The organism is Pseudacidovorax sp., from assembly GCF_017991995.1.
In the GTDB taxonomy this organism is placed as follows: Bacteria; Pseudomonadota; Gammaproteobacteria; order Burkholderiales; family Burkholderiaceae_C; genus Xenophilus.
Window position 1 is genome coordinate 206,894 of record NZ_JAGOPN010000007.1, and the last position, 12,539, is coordinate 219,432.

Below are 12,539 nucleotides of genomic sequence, written 5' to 3' on the forward strand. Positions count from 1 at the left end.
GGTTTCAAGCGGCCGGACGGCCCTGGGTGCTGGCCGCCAGCGAGGGCGTCTGCGGTTGCTGCTGGGGCGTGGTGCTGCCGCGCTGCATGGCTTCCCACACGCGGGCCGGGGTGGCGGGCATGTCGAACTCCTTGACGCCCATCGGCGCCAGCGCATCGAGCACGGCGTTGATGACGGCCGGCGGCGAGCCGATCGCGCCCGCCTCGCCGCAGCCCTTGGTGCCCAGCGGGTTGTGGGTGCAGGGCGTGCAGATGGTGTCGAGCTTGAAGTTGGGAAAGTCCGCGGCCCGCGGCATGGCGTAGTCCATGAAGCTGCCGGTGAGCAGCTGGCCGGTCTCGTTGTCGTAGACGCAGTTCTCCAGCAGCGCCTGGCCGATGCCCTGCACGATGCCGCCCTGCACCTGCCCTTCCACGATCATGGGGTTGATGATGGTGCCGAAGTCGTCCACGGCGGTGAAGCGGTCCACCTTGACCTCGCCCGTGGCCTTGTCGATCTCCACCTCGCAGATGTAGGTGCCGGCCGGATAGGTGAAGTTGGTGGGGTCGTAGAAGGCCGTCTCGTTCAGGCCCGGCTCCAGCTTGTCCAGCGGGTAGTTGTGCGGCACATAGGCCGTCAGCGCCACTTGGCCGAAGGGGATCTTCTTGTCGGTGCCCTTGACGCTGAATTCGCCACCACTGAAGTCGATGTCGGCATCGCTGGCTTCCATCAGGTGGGCGGCGATCTTCTTGGCCTTGGCCTCGATCTTGTCCAGCGCCCGCATGATGGCCGCGCCGCCCACGCTGATCGAGCGCGAGCCGTAGGTGCCCATGCCGAAGGGAATGCGGCCGGTATCCCCGTGCACGATGTCCACGTTCTCGACCGGAATGCCCAGCCGCGCCGCCACCACCTGCGCGAAGGTGGTCTCGTGCCCCTGGCCGTGGCTGTGCGAGCCGGTGAACACCGTCACGCTGCCGGTGGGATGCACCCGCACTTCGCCGGCCTCGAACAGGCCGGCGCGCGCACCCAGCGCCCCGGCGATGTTCGACGGCGCCAGGCCGCAAGCCTCGATGTAGCTGGAATAGCCGATGCCGCGCAGCTTGCCGTTCTTCTCGCTCTCGGCGCGGCGGGCGTCGAAGCCGCTCACCTCGGCCAGTTCCTGCGCGCGCTTCATGCAGGCCTCGTAGTCACCCACGTCGTACTGCAGCGCGACGGGCGTCTGGTACGGCCATTCGCGGATGAAGTTGCGGCGGCGGATCTCGTCCTGGCCCAGGCCGATCTCCCAGCCGCAGCGGGTGACCAGGCGTTCGAGCAGGTAGGTGGCCTCGGGCCGGCCGGCACCGCGATAGGCATCAACCGGCGCCGTGTTGGTGAACCAGGCATCCACCTCCACGTAGATCTGCGGCGTGGTGTACTGCCCGGCCAGCAGCGTGGCATAGAGGATGGTGGGCACCGCCGTCGAGAAGGTCGACAGGTAGGCGCCCAGGTTGGCGTCGGTGTGCACGCGCATGGCCAGGAACTTGCCGTCCTTGTCCATGGCCATCTCGGCATGGCTCACATGGTCGCGGCCATGGGCGTCCGAGAGGAAGCACTCCGAGCGCTCGGCCGTCCACTTGATGTTGCGGTTGAGCTGCTTGCTGGCCCAGGTCAGGGCCACGTCTTCCGCGTACAGGAAGATCTTGGAGCCGAAGCCGCCGCCCACGTCGGGCGCGATCACGCGCACCTTGTGCTCGGGCAGGCCCAGCACGAAGGCGGTCATCAGCAGCCGCTCGACGTGCGGGTTCTGGTTGGCCACGTACAGCACGTACTCGTCGCCGGCGCGGTTGTAGCCGGCCACGGCCACGCGCGGCTCGATGGGGTTGGGGATCAGGCGGTTGTTGACCAGGTCCAGCTTGGTGACGTGGGCGGCCTTCTCGAACGCGGCATCGACCTGTGCCTTGTCGCCCAGCGTCCACTTGTAGCACTGGTTGTCGGGCGCGATCTCATGGATGGCGGGGCCGGTCTTCTTGGCTGCGTCGACGAGGCTCACGACGGCGGGCAGCACGTCGTACTCGACCACGATGGCCTCGGACGCATTGCGCGCCTGCTCCACCGTTTCGGCCACCACCATGGCCACATGGTCGCCCACGTAGCGCACCTTGCCGATGGCCAGGATGGGATGCGGCGGCTCCTTCATGGGCGAGCCGTCGGGGTTGTTGATCTGCCAGCCGCAGGGCAGGCCGCCCATCTTTCCGTCGATGTCGGCGCCAGTGAAGATGCCGACCACGCCCGGCATCTGCTTCGCGGCCGAGGTGTCGATGGACGTGATGGCCGCATGCGCATGCGGCGAGCGCAGGAAGACGGCATGCGCCTGGTTGGCCAGCACCACGTCGCCGGTGTAGTTGCCGGCGCCGGTCAGGAAGCGCAGGTCTTCCTTGCGGCGGATGGCCTCGCCGATGTGCGGCAGCTTGGAGAAGTCGGATGCACCCATGGCGGACTCCTTTTCGCTCAGGCCGTGGCGGTGGCGGATGAGGTGGCCGACTGGCCTTCGGCCATACCCTGGCCGCCCATCTTCACGGCCTTGACGATGTTCTGGTAGCCGGTGCAGCGGCACAGGTTGCCGTCGAGCAGCTCGCGGATCTCCTGCTCGTCGGCACCGGGATGCTGCTGGCACAGGTCGATCGCGCTCATCACCATGCCGGGCGTGCAGAAGCCGCATTGAAGGCCGTGGCATTCCTTGAAGGCGGCCTGCATCGGGTGCAGCGTGCCGTCGGGCTGGGCGATGCCCTCGATGGTGGTGATCTCGGCGCCAGCCGCCTGGGCCAGCAGGATGTTGCAGGACTTCACCGCACGGCCGTTCATGTGCACCGTGCAGGCGCCGCACTGGGCGGTGTCGCAGCCCACATGGGTGCCGGTGAGCTGCAGATGCTCGCGGATGGCCGTGACGAGGAGGGTGTTGGGCGGCGCGTCGAGGTTAACGGCGCGGCCATTGACGCTGAGGGATACCTGCATGCTGGCTGTCTCCATTCGAGGGGATGGCTGGGTGGCACGAGGGCCGAAGCGTCTCATGTTCCGCGCGCACCCAGGGGCGGCGCTCAGGCAAAACCCTAGCGCGATGGACGGTCGGGCCCGAAATTCTCAAAATGGAACACCCCCACGAAAGCCCCCCATGGAGACATTGGTCCATCGCGCGCCCGACCGTGCCGGCGCCATCGCGCTGGCGCGCGGGCACTGGCTGCATGGCACACAAGGACGCCATGCGCCCCCCATCGAACCCTGGATTACGCGCTCCTGGCAGCGCTGCCTGGCGGCCGGTCGCCAGCCGGGCGAGCGAGTGCAGTTCGACCCCATCTCGGCGCCCCGGCTGCGCCAGGCCATCGAGGGGAGCCGGCGACTGATCGAGGCTGCCCGGCCGGTGATGGGCCGGCTCTCGCGCGCCATCGCCGCGACCCGCTACTTCGCGCTGCTGACCGATGCCCAGGGCATGGTGCTCGAAGTGGGCACGCTGCCGGCGCAGGACGAGCGCGCCATCGCGGACATCGCGCGCGTCGGCGTCGACCTGTCGGAACGCGCCGTCGGCACCACCGCCATCGGCGCGGCCTTGGCCGAGCAGGCCCCGGTCTGGCTGCACCGCGGCGAGCATTTCTTCGACGACACCAGTGTCTACACCTGCGCCGGCGCGCCGCTGTTCGACCCACAGGGCCGCTGCATCGGCATGCTGGACCTGACCGGCGTGCAGGTGGACGAGCGGCCCGAGCTGCAGCACCTGGCCCGCCACGCGGTCCAGACCATCGGCAACCGGCTCCTGCGCGCGCAGCCTCATGCGCTGCTGCTGCAGTTGAACTGGCCGGGCTGCCTGGCCCCGGTCGAGGGCGCGGACGGCGACGGGCTGCTGGTGCTCGACGCCGACGGCCGCATCACCGGGGCGAACGCGCTCGCGCGGCAACTGCTGGGACTGCAGGGCACGGGGCCCTGGCCGGCGGAAGAGGTGTTCGCTGCACCGGCGCATCTGCTCTTCGATGCCGCCACCCGCGGCGGGGCGCCGCTCGAAGTCCCGCTCTGGAGCGGCCTGCGCACCCAGGTGCGTGCCACGCGAAGCGGCGGCACCAGCCCCCGCGTCGCCGCGCGCCCGCGGCTGAAGGAGGCGCAGGCCGCGTGGATCCGCCAGGCCGTCGACGACGCCCAGGGCAATGTCGCCGAGGCGGCGCGGCTGCTGGGCGTGAGCCGGGCCACGGTCTACCGCAAGCTGGCGCGGCGCGGCGGCTGAGCCCGTCGCCCGCCTTGCGGCCCGCCGCTCACGTCCCATCATCCGACTCCCCCTGCCGACATCCCACGCCGGCACCGCCGCACACACCGCCCGCGCAGCGCTGCCACACTCGCCCCATGACACGACCCTACGAACCCGAAAGCCTGCGCCAGGACGAGGTGGCCGCCCTCACCGGGCCCACCGTCCTCGAATTCGGCGCCAACTGGTGCGGCATCTGCAAGGGCGCCCAGCCCGCCATCGCCGAAGCCCTGGCCGAAGCGCCGGAAGGCCTGCGCCACATCAAGGTGGAAGACGGCAGCGGCCGGCCGCTGGGCCGGGCCTTCGGCGTCAAGCTGTGGCCGACGCTGGTCTTCCTCAAGGACGGCCGGGAAGTGGCCCGCGTGGTGCGGCCCGCATCGGCCGACGCCGTGCGGGAACCGTTGCGGCAGTTGGCCTGAGGCACAGCAGCAGGCGCCCCGCGCACGCCTGCGGCGGCGCGGGGGCGCCTCTTGCAAAGCGCCTGTATGCCCCAAAACTCGGTGGCATGAACACCTCTCGCACCCACACCCCCCATGCCGTGCTGCTCGCCCACGATCTGGAGCGGATGGAGCGCGGCCACCCCGATGCCGGCCAGTACCGGCTGGTGGCGCAGCGGCTGGCCGCCGCGCTGGACCAGGTCCAGGACACGGACGTGCTGCAGCCGCTGCTGCAGGCCTCGCCGGCCGCAGCGGCCATCTACGAAAACCTGCGCTATCAGCACGCCGGCCTGTGCCGGGCGCCGCTGGAGGCGGCACTCGCGGCCGAGCAGAGCGCCCGCGCCGCCATCGCCCGTGCGCAGGATCGCGCCCGCGGTGGCGCCACCCCGTCGGGCGAAAAGGCGGAAGGTCCGTCAGCCGCCTGACCGCGCGGCCCGTGCCGCCACGACGCCGCCCCGTCACCGCCATTGCCGCCGCAGGAAGGAGACCCCTCCATGACCACCGCCACCGCAGACAGCCTGCACGTCGTCTGCCCGCACTGCCAGACCACCAACCGCGTGCGTACGGCTCAGCTCGGCAGCGCGCCCGACTGCGGCCAGTGCCACCAGCCCCTGTTCACCGGCCATCCCGTGGCGCTGGATGCCGCCGCCTTCGACCGCCATGTGGGCCGCGGTCAGTTGCCGGTGCTGGTGGACTTCTGGGCGCCCTGGTGCGGCCCCTGCCGGCAGATGGCCCCGGCCTTCGAACAGGCCGCCCGCACGCTGGAGCCGCAGGTGCGGGTGGCCAAGGTCGACACCGAGGCGCAGCCTGGGCTGGGCGCACGCTTCAACATCCGCAGCATCCCGACGCTGGCCCTGTTCGTCGGGGGCCGGGAGATCGCACGCCATCCCGGGGCGATGGGTGGCGCGGACATCGTGCGCTGGACGCAGCAGGCGCTGGGGCGTGCGGCAGCTGCGTGACAGGTGGCCCTCCCCGATCAATCACCGCAAGTCAGGCGCCACCGTTCGGGCTGAGCCTGTCGAAGCCTCGCATCAGCGCTTCGACGGGCTCAGCGCGAACGGGCGTGCGGCATTGAGCAGAGGTGTCGCATCGCGCGAGGTCACGTCACAGGGAGCAGACAGCCCCCATGGCGCGGCCTCAGCCCAGCAACAGTGCCGCCATCGCCAGCACGGCCGGCACTGTCTGCACGAACAGGATCTTCCGGCTCGACGTGGCAGCGCCATACAACCCTGCCACCGCCACGCAGGCGAGGAAGAACAGCTTGACCGCGATGCCCGCGGCGCCGAGCCACAGGCCCCAGAACAGGCCCGCCGCCAGGAAGCCGTTGTACAGGCCCTGGTTGGCCGCCAGCACGCGCGTGGCACGGGCGAACTCGGGTTTCAGGCCGAAGGCCTTGTGGCCGCGCGGCGTGTCCCAGAAGAACATCTCCAGCACCAGGATGTAGACGTGGATGAGGGCCACCACGGCCGTCAGCAGGTTTCCGATCACGTTGTTCTCTCTTTCCTCTCGACCGCCATTCGGCCTGCGGCATCATCGCCGACCCGCCCTTCATGGCGCCTTTCGCCCTCTTCCTCATGCCTTTCTCCATCGCGGCGCCTGCCGGCTTCGAACTGCTGGTGCGCAAGAGCCGCTTCCTGGCCTGCGTGCAGGCGGTGCCCGACCGGGCGGCCGCGCAGGCCATCGTGGCGCAACTGCGGGCGCAGCATCCGGATGCAGCCCACGTCTGCTGGGCCCTGATGGCGGGCGGCCAATCCGCGGCCGTGGACGATGGCGAGCCTGCGGGCACCGCCGGCCGGCCGATGCTGGAGGTGCTGCGCCACCATGAGCTCGAAGGCGTTCTGGCCACGGTCGTGCGTTACTTTGGCGGCGTGAAGCTGGGCGCCGGCGGCCTGGTGCGCGCCTATACCGACGCCGTCGCACAGGCGCTGAAGGCCGCGCAGACCGTGCCGCTGCAACGGCGCGTCGCGCTGAGCTGCGAAGTGCCCTACGCCCTGGAAGGCACCGTCCGCCGCGAACTGGCACACGCCGGCGCCGCCCTGCTGGAGGTGACCCACGGCAGCGTCGTGCGGCTTCGCTTCGAGATGGTCGACGAGGCGGCGTCCGCGCTGAAGGCCACCATCACCGATGCGGCGCAGGGGCGCGTGGGCTGGGGCTGACACGCTCCGAGGGCAAACGGCCAAGCGTCACAGGGGCGCAGGCGCTGACGGCCCCGCGCCGTGCGGACCGCCTGAGGCGCAGGCCGCACGCATCGAGGTCCGGTATCGCTCCGTTCCTACGCTAGCGCCCCAGCGAAATTCTTAGGATGAATGCGAGTCCATTCGTATTTACCCTTGATTTGGAGCTGCCATGCCCTTCACCGTCGCCGACCTCCTCGCCCACAGCCTTGCCGACCTCGGCGTCGAGCGCATCTGGGGCGTGACGGGCGACAGCCTCAACGGCCTCAACGACAGCCTGCGACGTCTGGGCCGCATCGAATGGATGCATGTGCGGCACGAGGAATCGGCCGCCTTCGCCGCGGGCGCCGAGGCGGCGCTGACCGGCCGGCTGGCGGTCTGCGCCGGCAGTTGCGGGCCCGGCAATCTGCACCTGATCAACGGTCTGTTCGACTGCCAGCGCAATCGGGTGCCGGTGCTGGCCATCGCGGCGCACATTCCCTCGTCGGAGATCGGGCTGGGCTACTTTCAGGAGACGCATCCGCAGGAGCTTTTCCGGGAATGCGCGGACTATGTGGAGCTGGTCTCCAACCCTGCACAGATGCCGGCCGTGCTGCACCGCGCGATCCAGACGGCCGTGGGGCGTGGTGGCGTGGCCGTGCTGGTGATTCCCGGCGATGTGGCGCTGGCCGCCGCGCCGGTGGAAAAGGCGCCGCGCATCCCGCTCGCACCGCGGCCGCGCGTCGTGCCGCCGGACGCCGCGCTCGATGAACTTGCCGCCCACCTGGACGGAAGCCGGGCCATCACCCTGCTGGCCGGCAGCGGTTGCGCGGGCCACCACGACGCTGTTGTGGCCCTGGCCGAACGGCTGAAGGCGCCCATCGTCCATGCGCTGCGCGGCAAGGAACATGTGGAATGGGACAACCCCTACGACGTGGGCATGACCGGCCTGATCGGCTTCGCCTCCGGCTACCACGCGATGGAGAACGCCGACACCCTGCTGATGCTGGGCACCGACTTTCCCTACCGCGCCTTCTATCCCAAGGAGGCGCACATCGTGCAGATCGACCGCGACCCCGGCGCCCTGGGCCGCCGGGCGCCGCTGGCGCAGGGCCTGGTCGGCGACGTGGGCGACACAATCGCCGCACTGCTGCCGCGGCTCCAGGACCACGACGACCGGCGCTTCCTCGATGGCGCACTGGCCCACTATGCGAAGGCGCGCGAAGGCCTGGACGACCTGGCCGTGGCCGCTGGCATAGGCCGGCCACTACACCCGCAGTACGTGGCGCAGCGGGTGAGCGCCATGGCGGCCGACGACGCCGTCTTCACGGCCGATGTGGGCACGCCCACGGTATGGGCCGCGCGGTACCTCAGGATGAACGGCCGGCGCCGGCTCATCGGCTCCTTCAACCATGGTTCGATGGCCAACGCCATGCTGCAGGCCATGGGCGCGCAGGCGGCAGCGCCCGGGCGGCAGGTGGTCTCGCTCTCGGGCGATGGCGGCTTCACCATGATGATGGGCGACTTCCTGAGCCTGGTGCAGCTGGGCCTGCCGGTGAAGGTGATCGTCTTCAACAACGGCAGCCTGGGCTTCGTCGCCATGGAGATGAAGTCCGGCGGCTATCTGGACACCGGCACCGACCTGGCGAATCCGGACTTCGCGGCCATGGCGACGGCCATGGGTGTGCGAGGCATCCGCGTCACCAATTCGGCCGAGCTGGACGGCGCCCTCGCCGCCGCCTTCGCGCACGACGGCCCTGCGCTGGTGGACGTGGTCACCGCCAAGCAGGAGCTGGTGCTGCCGCCCAAGATCGAGGCGGAACAGGCCAAGGGCTTCGGCCTGTACCTGCTCAAGGCCATCATCAATGGCCGCGGGGACGAGGTGGTGGAACTGGCGCGGACGAACCTGTGGCGCTGAGGGCAGGGCGTCCGGGTCGATAATCCACGCCCTTCGTCGGCCCGCCCCGCAGCGGGCCGACCTCGCGCACAGCATTCGCCATCCGGCAGCAGGCATGCGCGGCCCCTGGACATCGACAAGCAATTGCAAGACCCGAGCACCGCCCTGCCGACGCCGGCCAGCGCCGACTTCTCCGCCCACACGCCGATGATGGCGCAGTACCTGCGCCTCAAGGCCGACCATCCCGAGACGCTTCTGTTCTACCGGATGGGCGACTTCTACGAGCTGTTCTACGCCGATGCCGAGAAGGCGGCGCGCCTGCTCGACATCACCCTCACCACGCGCGGCCAGTCGGCCGGCTCGCCGGTGGTCATGGCCGGCGTGCCCTTCCATTCGGTCGACACCTACCTGGCGCGCCTCATCAAGCTGGGCGAGTCGGTCGCCATCTGCGAACAGGTGGGCGAGGTCGGCGCCGCCAAGGGGCCGGTCGAACGCAAGGTGGTGCGCGTGGTCACGCCCGGCACGCTCACCGACGCCGAACTGCTGGCCGACAAGAACGATGCCATCCTCATGGCGGTGCATGCCGGCGCGCGTAACGTCTGCGGCCTGGCTTGGCTCAGCGTCACGGGCGCCGAGGTGCACCTGGCCGAGTGCGACGCGAATGCGCTGGAAGGCTGGCTGCAGCGGGTGGGCCCGAGCGAGTTGCTCTACAGCGCCGAGGTCACGCCCGCCTTCGAACAGCGCCTGAAGCTGCAGCGGGAGCCCGGCGGCTTCACGCTGTCGGTGCGGCCCGCCTGGCAGTTCGACCCCGGCCTGGGCGAGCGCAAGCTGCGCGAGCAGCTGGGCGCCGCCAGTCTGGCGGCCTGGGGCGCGGAGTCGCTGGGCCAGGCCCATGCCGCCGCCGCGGCGCTGCTGGGCTATGCCGAGCACACGCAGGGCCGCACGCTGTCGCACCTGCAGCGCCTGGCCGTCGAGCGCGATGGCGAGTTGATCGAGCTGCCCGCCACCACGCGTCGCAACCTGGAGTTGGTGCAGACGCTGCGCGGCGAGGAGTCGCCCACCCTCTTCTCGCTGCTGGACACCTGCATGACCGGCATGGGCAGCCGCATGCTCAAGCGCTGGCTGCTGGCCCCGCGCCGCGACCGGGCCGAGGCCCAGGCCCGGTTGGGCGCCATCGCTGCCCTGCGCGCACCCGCGCCCGGCGAAACCGCGGCACCCTGGAAGCTGCTGCGCGAGCAGCTCAAGAACACCAGCGACGTGGAGCGCATCGCCGCGCGCGTCGCCCTGCGCCAGGTGCGCCCACGCGAGCTGGTCGCGCTGCAGCTGGCGCTGGTCAAGTGCGAGCGCCTGGGGCCGCTGCTGCCCATGGGCGCGCCACTGCTCGGCTACTTCGCCGAAGAGCTGGTGCCACCGCCCGGCTGCGCCGGGTTGCTGGCCCGCGCCATCCAGCCCGAACCCGCCGCGCTGGTCCGCGAGGGCGGCGTGATCGCCACCGGCTTCGACGCCGAGCTGGACGAGTTGCGGGCCATCGGCGAGAACTGCGACGGCTTCCTGCTGGAACTGGAGACGCGCGAGCGCGCCCTCACCGGCATCGCCAACCTGCGGGTGCAGTTCAACCGCGTGCATGGCTTCTACATCGAGATCACGCAGAGCGCCCTGTCGCGCGTGCCCGAGCACTACCGCCGACGGCAGACGCTGAAGAATGCCGAGCGCTTCATCACGCCCGAGCTCAAGGCCTTCGAGGACAAGGCGCTGTCCGCGCAAGACCGCGCCCTGGCGCGCGAGAAGTGGCTCTACGAGCAGTTGCTCGACCAGCTACAGCCGCACGTGCCGGCCCTCACGCGTGTTGCGGCAGCGCTGGCCTCGCTCGACGCCCTCGCGGCGCTGGCCGAACGCGCTCACATGCTCAACTGGAACGCGCCCAGCTTCGTGGCCCATCCCTGCATCGAGATCGAGCAGGGCCGCCATCCGGTGGTGGAGGCACGCCTGGCCGAAAAATCGAGCGGCGCCTTCATCGCCAACGACACGCGCCTGGGGCCCAGCCAGCGCATGCAGGTCATCACCGGCCCGAACATGGGCGGCAAGTCGACCTACATGCGGCAGGTGGCGATCATCGTGCTGCTGGCTTCCATCGGCTCCTGCGTACCGGCCCACAGTTGCAGGCTCGGGCCCATCGACGCCATCCACACCCGCATCGGCGCGGCCGATGACCTGGCCAACGCCCAGTCCACCTTCATGCTGGAGATGACCGAGGCCGCGCAAATCCTGCACAGCGCCACGCCGCATTCGCTGGTGCTGATGGACGAGATCGGCCGCGGCACCAGCACCTTCGACGGCCTGGCGCTGGCTGCGGGCATCGCGGCGCATCTGCATGACCGGGCGAAGTCCTTCACCCTCTTCGCCACCCACTATTTCGAACTGACGGAGTTCCCGGCCACGCACCGCGCCGCGCTCAACATGCACGTGAGCGCGACCGAGAGCGGCCGCGACATCGTCTTCCTGCACGAGATGCAGCCGGGCCCTGCCAGCCGCAGCTACGGCATCCAGGTGGCGCGGCTGGCGGGCATGCCGGCGGCGGTGATCCACCATGCCCGCGGCGCGCTGGAGGCGCTGGAGTCGCAGCAGACCCAGGCGCAGGCCCAGGTCGACCTGTTCGCGCCACCGCCCGTGGCCCAGACGCCGCAGGAGAGCCCCGTAGAATCCGCGTTGGCCACGCTCGACCCCGATGCGATGAGCCCCCGGGAGGCGCTCGAAGCGCTCTACACACTCAAAAAGCTGCACCAACGCGAGCGTCGGGACTGAAGCCTCCGCGGCCCGCCCGCCGACCGCGCATCACCATGACGTACTGCGTAGGCATCAAACTCAACGCCGGCCTGGTCTTCCTGTCGGACTCCCGCACCAACGCGGGCGTGGACCACATCAGCACCTTCCGCAAGACCATCGTCTACGAGAAGCCCGGCGACCGCACGATGGTGCTGCTGTCGGCCGGCAACCTGTCGATCTCGCAGTCGGTGCGCGAGATCCTGCAGATCGAAGAGCTGGAAGAGCGCGGCCGCGAGGGCCCGCCCATCACCATCTGGAACGCCCGGAGCATGTTCGACGCCGCCCGCGTGCTGGGCTCCGCCGTGCGCCATGTGTACGACCGCGATGGCGAGGCGCTGAAGGCGGCCGGCGTGGACTTCAACGTGAGCTTCATCCTCGGCGGCCAGGTCAAGGGTGAGGGCATGCGGCTCTTCCTCGTCTACTCGGCCGGCAACTTCATCGAGGCGACGCCCGAGACGCCCTACTTCCAGATCGGCGAGGCCAAGTACGGCAAGCCCGTGCTCGACCGTGTGCTCACGCCCGACACACCGCTGGACGAGGCTGCCAAGTGCGCGCTGGTGTCGATGGACTCGACCATGAAGTCCAACTTGTCGGTGGGCCTGCCGCTGGATCTGGTGGTGTACGAAGCCAACCGCCTGCAGACCGACAAGGTGATCTGCATCGACGCCGACAACCCCTACTTCCGCATGATCCGCGACGGCTGGGGCCGCAAGCTGCGCGAAGTCTTCGACAGCCTGGAAGACCCGGTCTGGAACGACGACCACACGGCGCACCCGCTGAAGATGCCGGCCGGCCGCCACGGCGCGCTGCGCAAGATCTCGACGCGGGACGAGAAGCTCATCTGAGAAGGCCCGCCCGCTCGGCCTGCGGATTCGTCCGCGCATCGTGGCCGGGCGGTGCCGCACCCCGTCCGGCGTCTGCCCCTGTCCTTCCACCCCGATTCCCGATTCCACCGCTTGCTGCCGACCGTGCCTGCCTCCGCGCCCTTG

General features: G+C 70.1%; 11 protein-coding genes. 8 read left to right on the top strand and 3 right to left on the bottom strand.

The genetic code is table 11. The annotated features are described in order from the left end of the window. Nucleotides 1-4: 4 nt before the first annotated feature. Both KBC94_RS11970 and KBC94_RS11975 read right to left on the bottom strand, forming a co-directional pair. Nucleotides 5-2,446 carry a xanthine dehydrogenase family protein molybdopterin-binding subunit gene (locus tag KBC94_RS11970; protein ID WP_294370260.1) on the bottom strand — a complete coding sequence of 814 codons (2,442 nt, stop codon included), beginning with the start codon at nucleotides 2,444-2,446 and terminating at the stop codon, nucleotides 5-7. 17 nt (nucleotides 2,447-2,463) lie between these two features. Continuing rightward, nucleotides 2,464-2,967, bottom strand: coding sequence for a (2Fe-2S)-binding protein (locus tag KBC94_RS11975; RefSeq protein WP_294370262.1), 504 nt, complete (start codon nucleotides 2,965-2,967; stop codon nucleotides 2,464-2,466). 157 nt (nucleotides 2,968-3,124) lie between these two features. Between KBC94_RS11975 and KBC94_RS11980 the strand changes: the two genes are divergently transcribed. The 4 genes from KBC94_RS11980 to trxC all read left to right on the top strand — a co-directional run bounded on the left by KBC94_RS11980 (nucleotide 3,125) and on the right by trxC (nucleotide 5,636). Then, nucleotides 3,125-4,222, top strand: coding sequence for a GAF domain-containing protein (locus KBC94_RS11980; RefSeq protein WP_294370263.1), 1,098 nt, complete (start codon nucleotides 3,125-3,127; stop codon nucleotides 4,220-4,222). Between the two features lie 116 nt (nucleotides 4,223-4,338). Then, nucleotides 4,339-4,659, top strand: coding sequence for a thioredoxin family protein (locus KBC94_RS11985; protein WP_234194973.1), 321 nt, complete (start codon nucleotides 4,339-4,341; stop codon nucleotides 4,657-4,659). Between the two features lie 86 nt (nucleotides 4,660-4,745). Then, nucleotides 4,746-5,102 (top strand): hypothetical protein, encoded by a 357-nt coding sequence (locus KBC94_RS11990; protein WP_294370265.1) that lies wholly within the window; start codon nucleotides 4,746-4,748, stop codon nucleotides 5,100-5,102. 69 nt (nucleotides 5,103-5,171) lie between these two features. Further along, nucleotides 5,172-5,636 carry a thioredoxin TrxC gene (gene trxC / locus KBC94_RS11995; protein ID WP_294370267.1) on the top strand — a complete coding sequence of 155 codons (465 nt, stop codon included), beginning with the start codon at nucleotides 5,172-5,174 and terminating at the stop codon, nucleotides 5,634-5,636. 178 nt (nucleotides 5,637-5,814) lie between these two features. Here trxC and KBC94_RS12000 read toward each other — a convergent pair whose 3' ends face one another. Beyond that, nucleotides 5,815-6,162, bottom strand: coding sequence for a DUF1304 domain-containing protein (locus KBC94_RS12000; RefSeq protein ID WP_294370382.1), 348 nt, complete (start codon nucleotides 6,160-6,162; stop codon nucleotides 5,815-5,817). Nucleotides 6,163-6,251: 89 nt separating this feature from the next. On the opposite strand from KBC94_RS12000, the gene KBC94_RS12005 reads away from it, so the two are divergent. The 4 genes from KBC94_RS12005 (at nucleotide 6,252) to KBC94_RS12020 (ending at nucleotide 12,395) form a co-directional block, all read left to right on the top strand. Further along, a complete protein-coding gene (locus tag KBC94_RS12005) occupies nucleotides 6,252-6,833 on the top strand; it encodes a YigZ family protein (RefSeq protein ID WP_294370270.1) in 582 nt (193 codons plus the stop codon). Nucleotides 6,834-7,023: 190 nt separating this feature from the next. Then, a complete protein-coding gene (gene poxB / locus KBC94_RS12010; protein ID WP_294370271.1) occupies nucleotides 7,024-8,748 on the top strand; it encodes a ubiquinone-dependent pyruvate dehydrogenase in 1,725 nt (574 codons plus the stop codon). 186 nt (nucleotides 8,749-8,934) lie between these two features. Beyond that, the gene (mutS, locus tag KBC94_RS12015; protein WP_294370384.1) at nucleotides 8,935-11,529 is read left to right on the top strand and encodes a DNA mismatch repair protein MutS; all 2,595 of its coding nucleotides are present in this window, start codon (nucleotides 8,935-8,937) and stop codon (nucleotides 11,527-11,529) included. 35 nt (nucleotides 11,530-11,564) lie between these two features. Next, nucleotides 11,565-12,395 (top strand): proteasome-type protease, encoded by an 831-nt coding sequence (locus tag KBC94_RS12020; protein WP_294370273.1) that lies wholly within the window; start codon nucleotides 11,565-11,567, stop codon nucleotides 12,393-12,395. The last annotated feature ends 144 nt before the right edge of the window (nucleotides 12,396-12,539 follow it).

Bases quoted from the DNA above. Each gene is read 5' to 3' on its own strand.
- KBC94_RS11970 (WP_294370260.1), bottom strand. From the start codon at position 2,446: ATGGGTGCATCCGACTTCTCCAAGCTGCCGCACATCGGCGAGGCCATC.
- KBC94_RS11975 (WP_294370262.1), bottom strand. From the start codon at position 2,967: ATGCAGGTATCCCTCAGCGTCAATGGCCGCGCCGTTAACCTCGACGCG.
- KBC94_RS11980 (WP_294370263.1), top strand. From the start codon at position 3,125: ATGGAGACATTGGTCCATCGCGCGCCCGACCGTGCCGGCGCCATCGCG.
- KBC94_RS11985 (WP_234194973.1), top strand. From the start codon at position 4,339: ATGACACGACCCTACGAACCCGAAAGCCTGCGCCAGGACGAGGTGGCC.
- KBC94_RS11990 (WP_294370265.1), top strand. From the start codon at position 4,746: ATGAACACCTCTCGCACCCACACCCCCCATGCCGTGCTGCTCGCCCAC.
- trxC (WP_294370267.1), top strand. From the start codon at position 5,172: ATGACCACCGCCACCGCAGACAGCCTGCACGTCGTCTGCCCGCACTGC.
- KBC94_RS12005 (WP_294370270.1), top strand. From the start codon at position 6,252: ATGCCTTTCTCCATCGCGGCGCCTGCCGGCTTCGAACTGCTGGTGCGC.
- poxB (WP_294370271.1), top strand. From the start codon at position 7,024: ATGCCCTTCACCGTCGCCGACCTCCTCGCCCACAGCCTTGCCGACCTC.
- mutS (WP_294370384.1), top strand. From the start codon at position 8,935: ATGATGGCGCAGTACCTGCGCCTCAAGGCCGACCATCCCGAGACGCTT.
- KBC94_RS12020 (WP_294370273.1), top strand. From the start codon at position 11,565: ATGACGTACTGCGTAGGCATCAAACTCAACGCCGGCCTGGTCTTCCTG.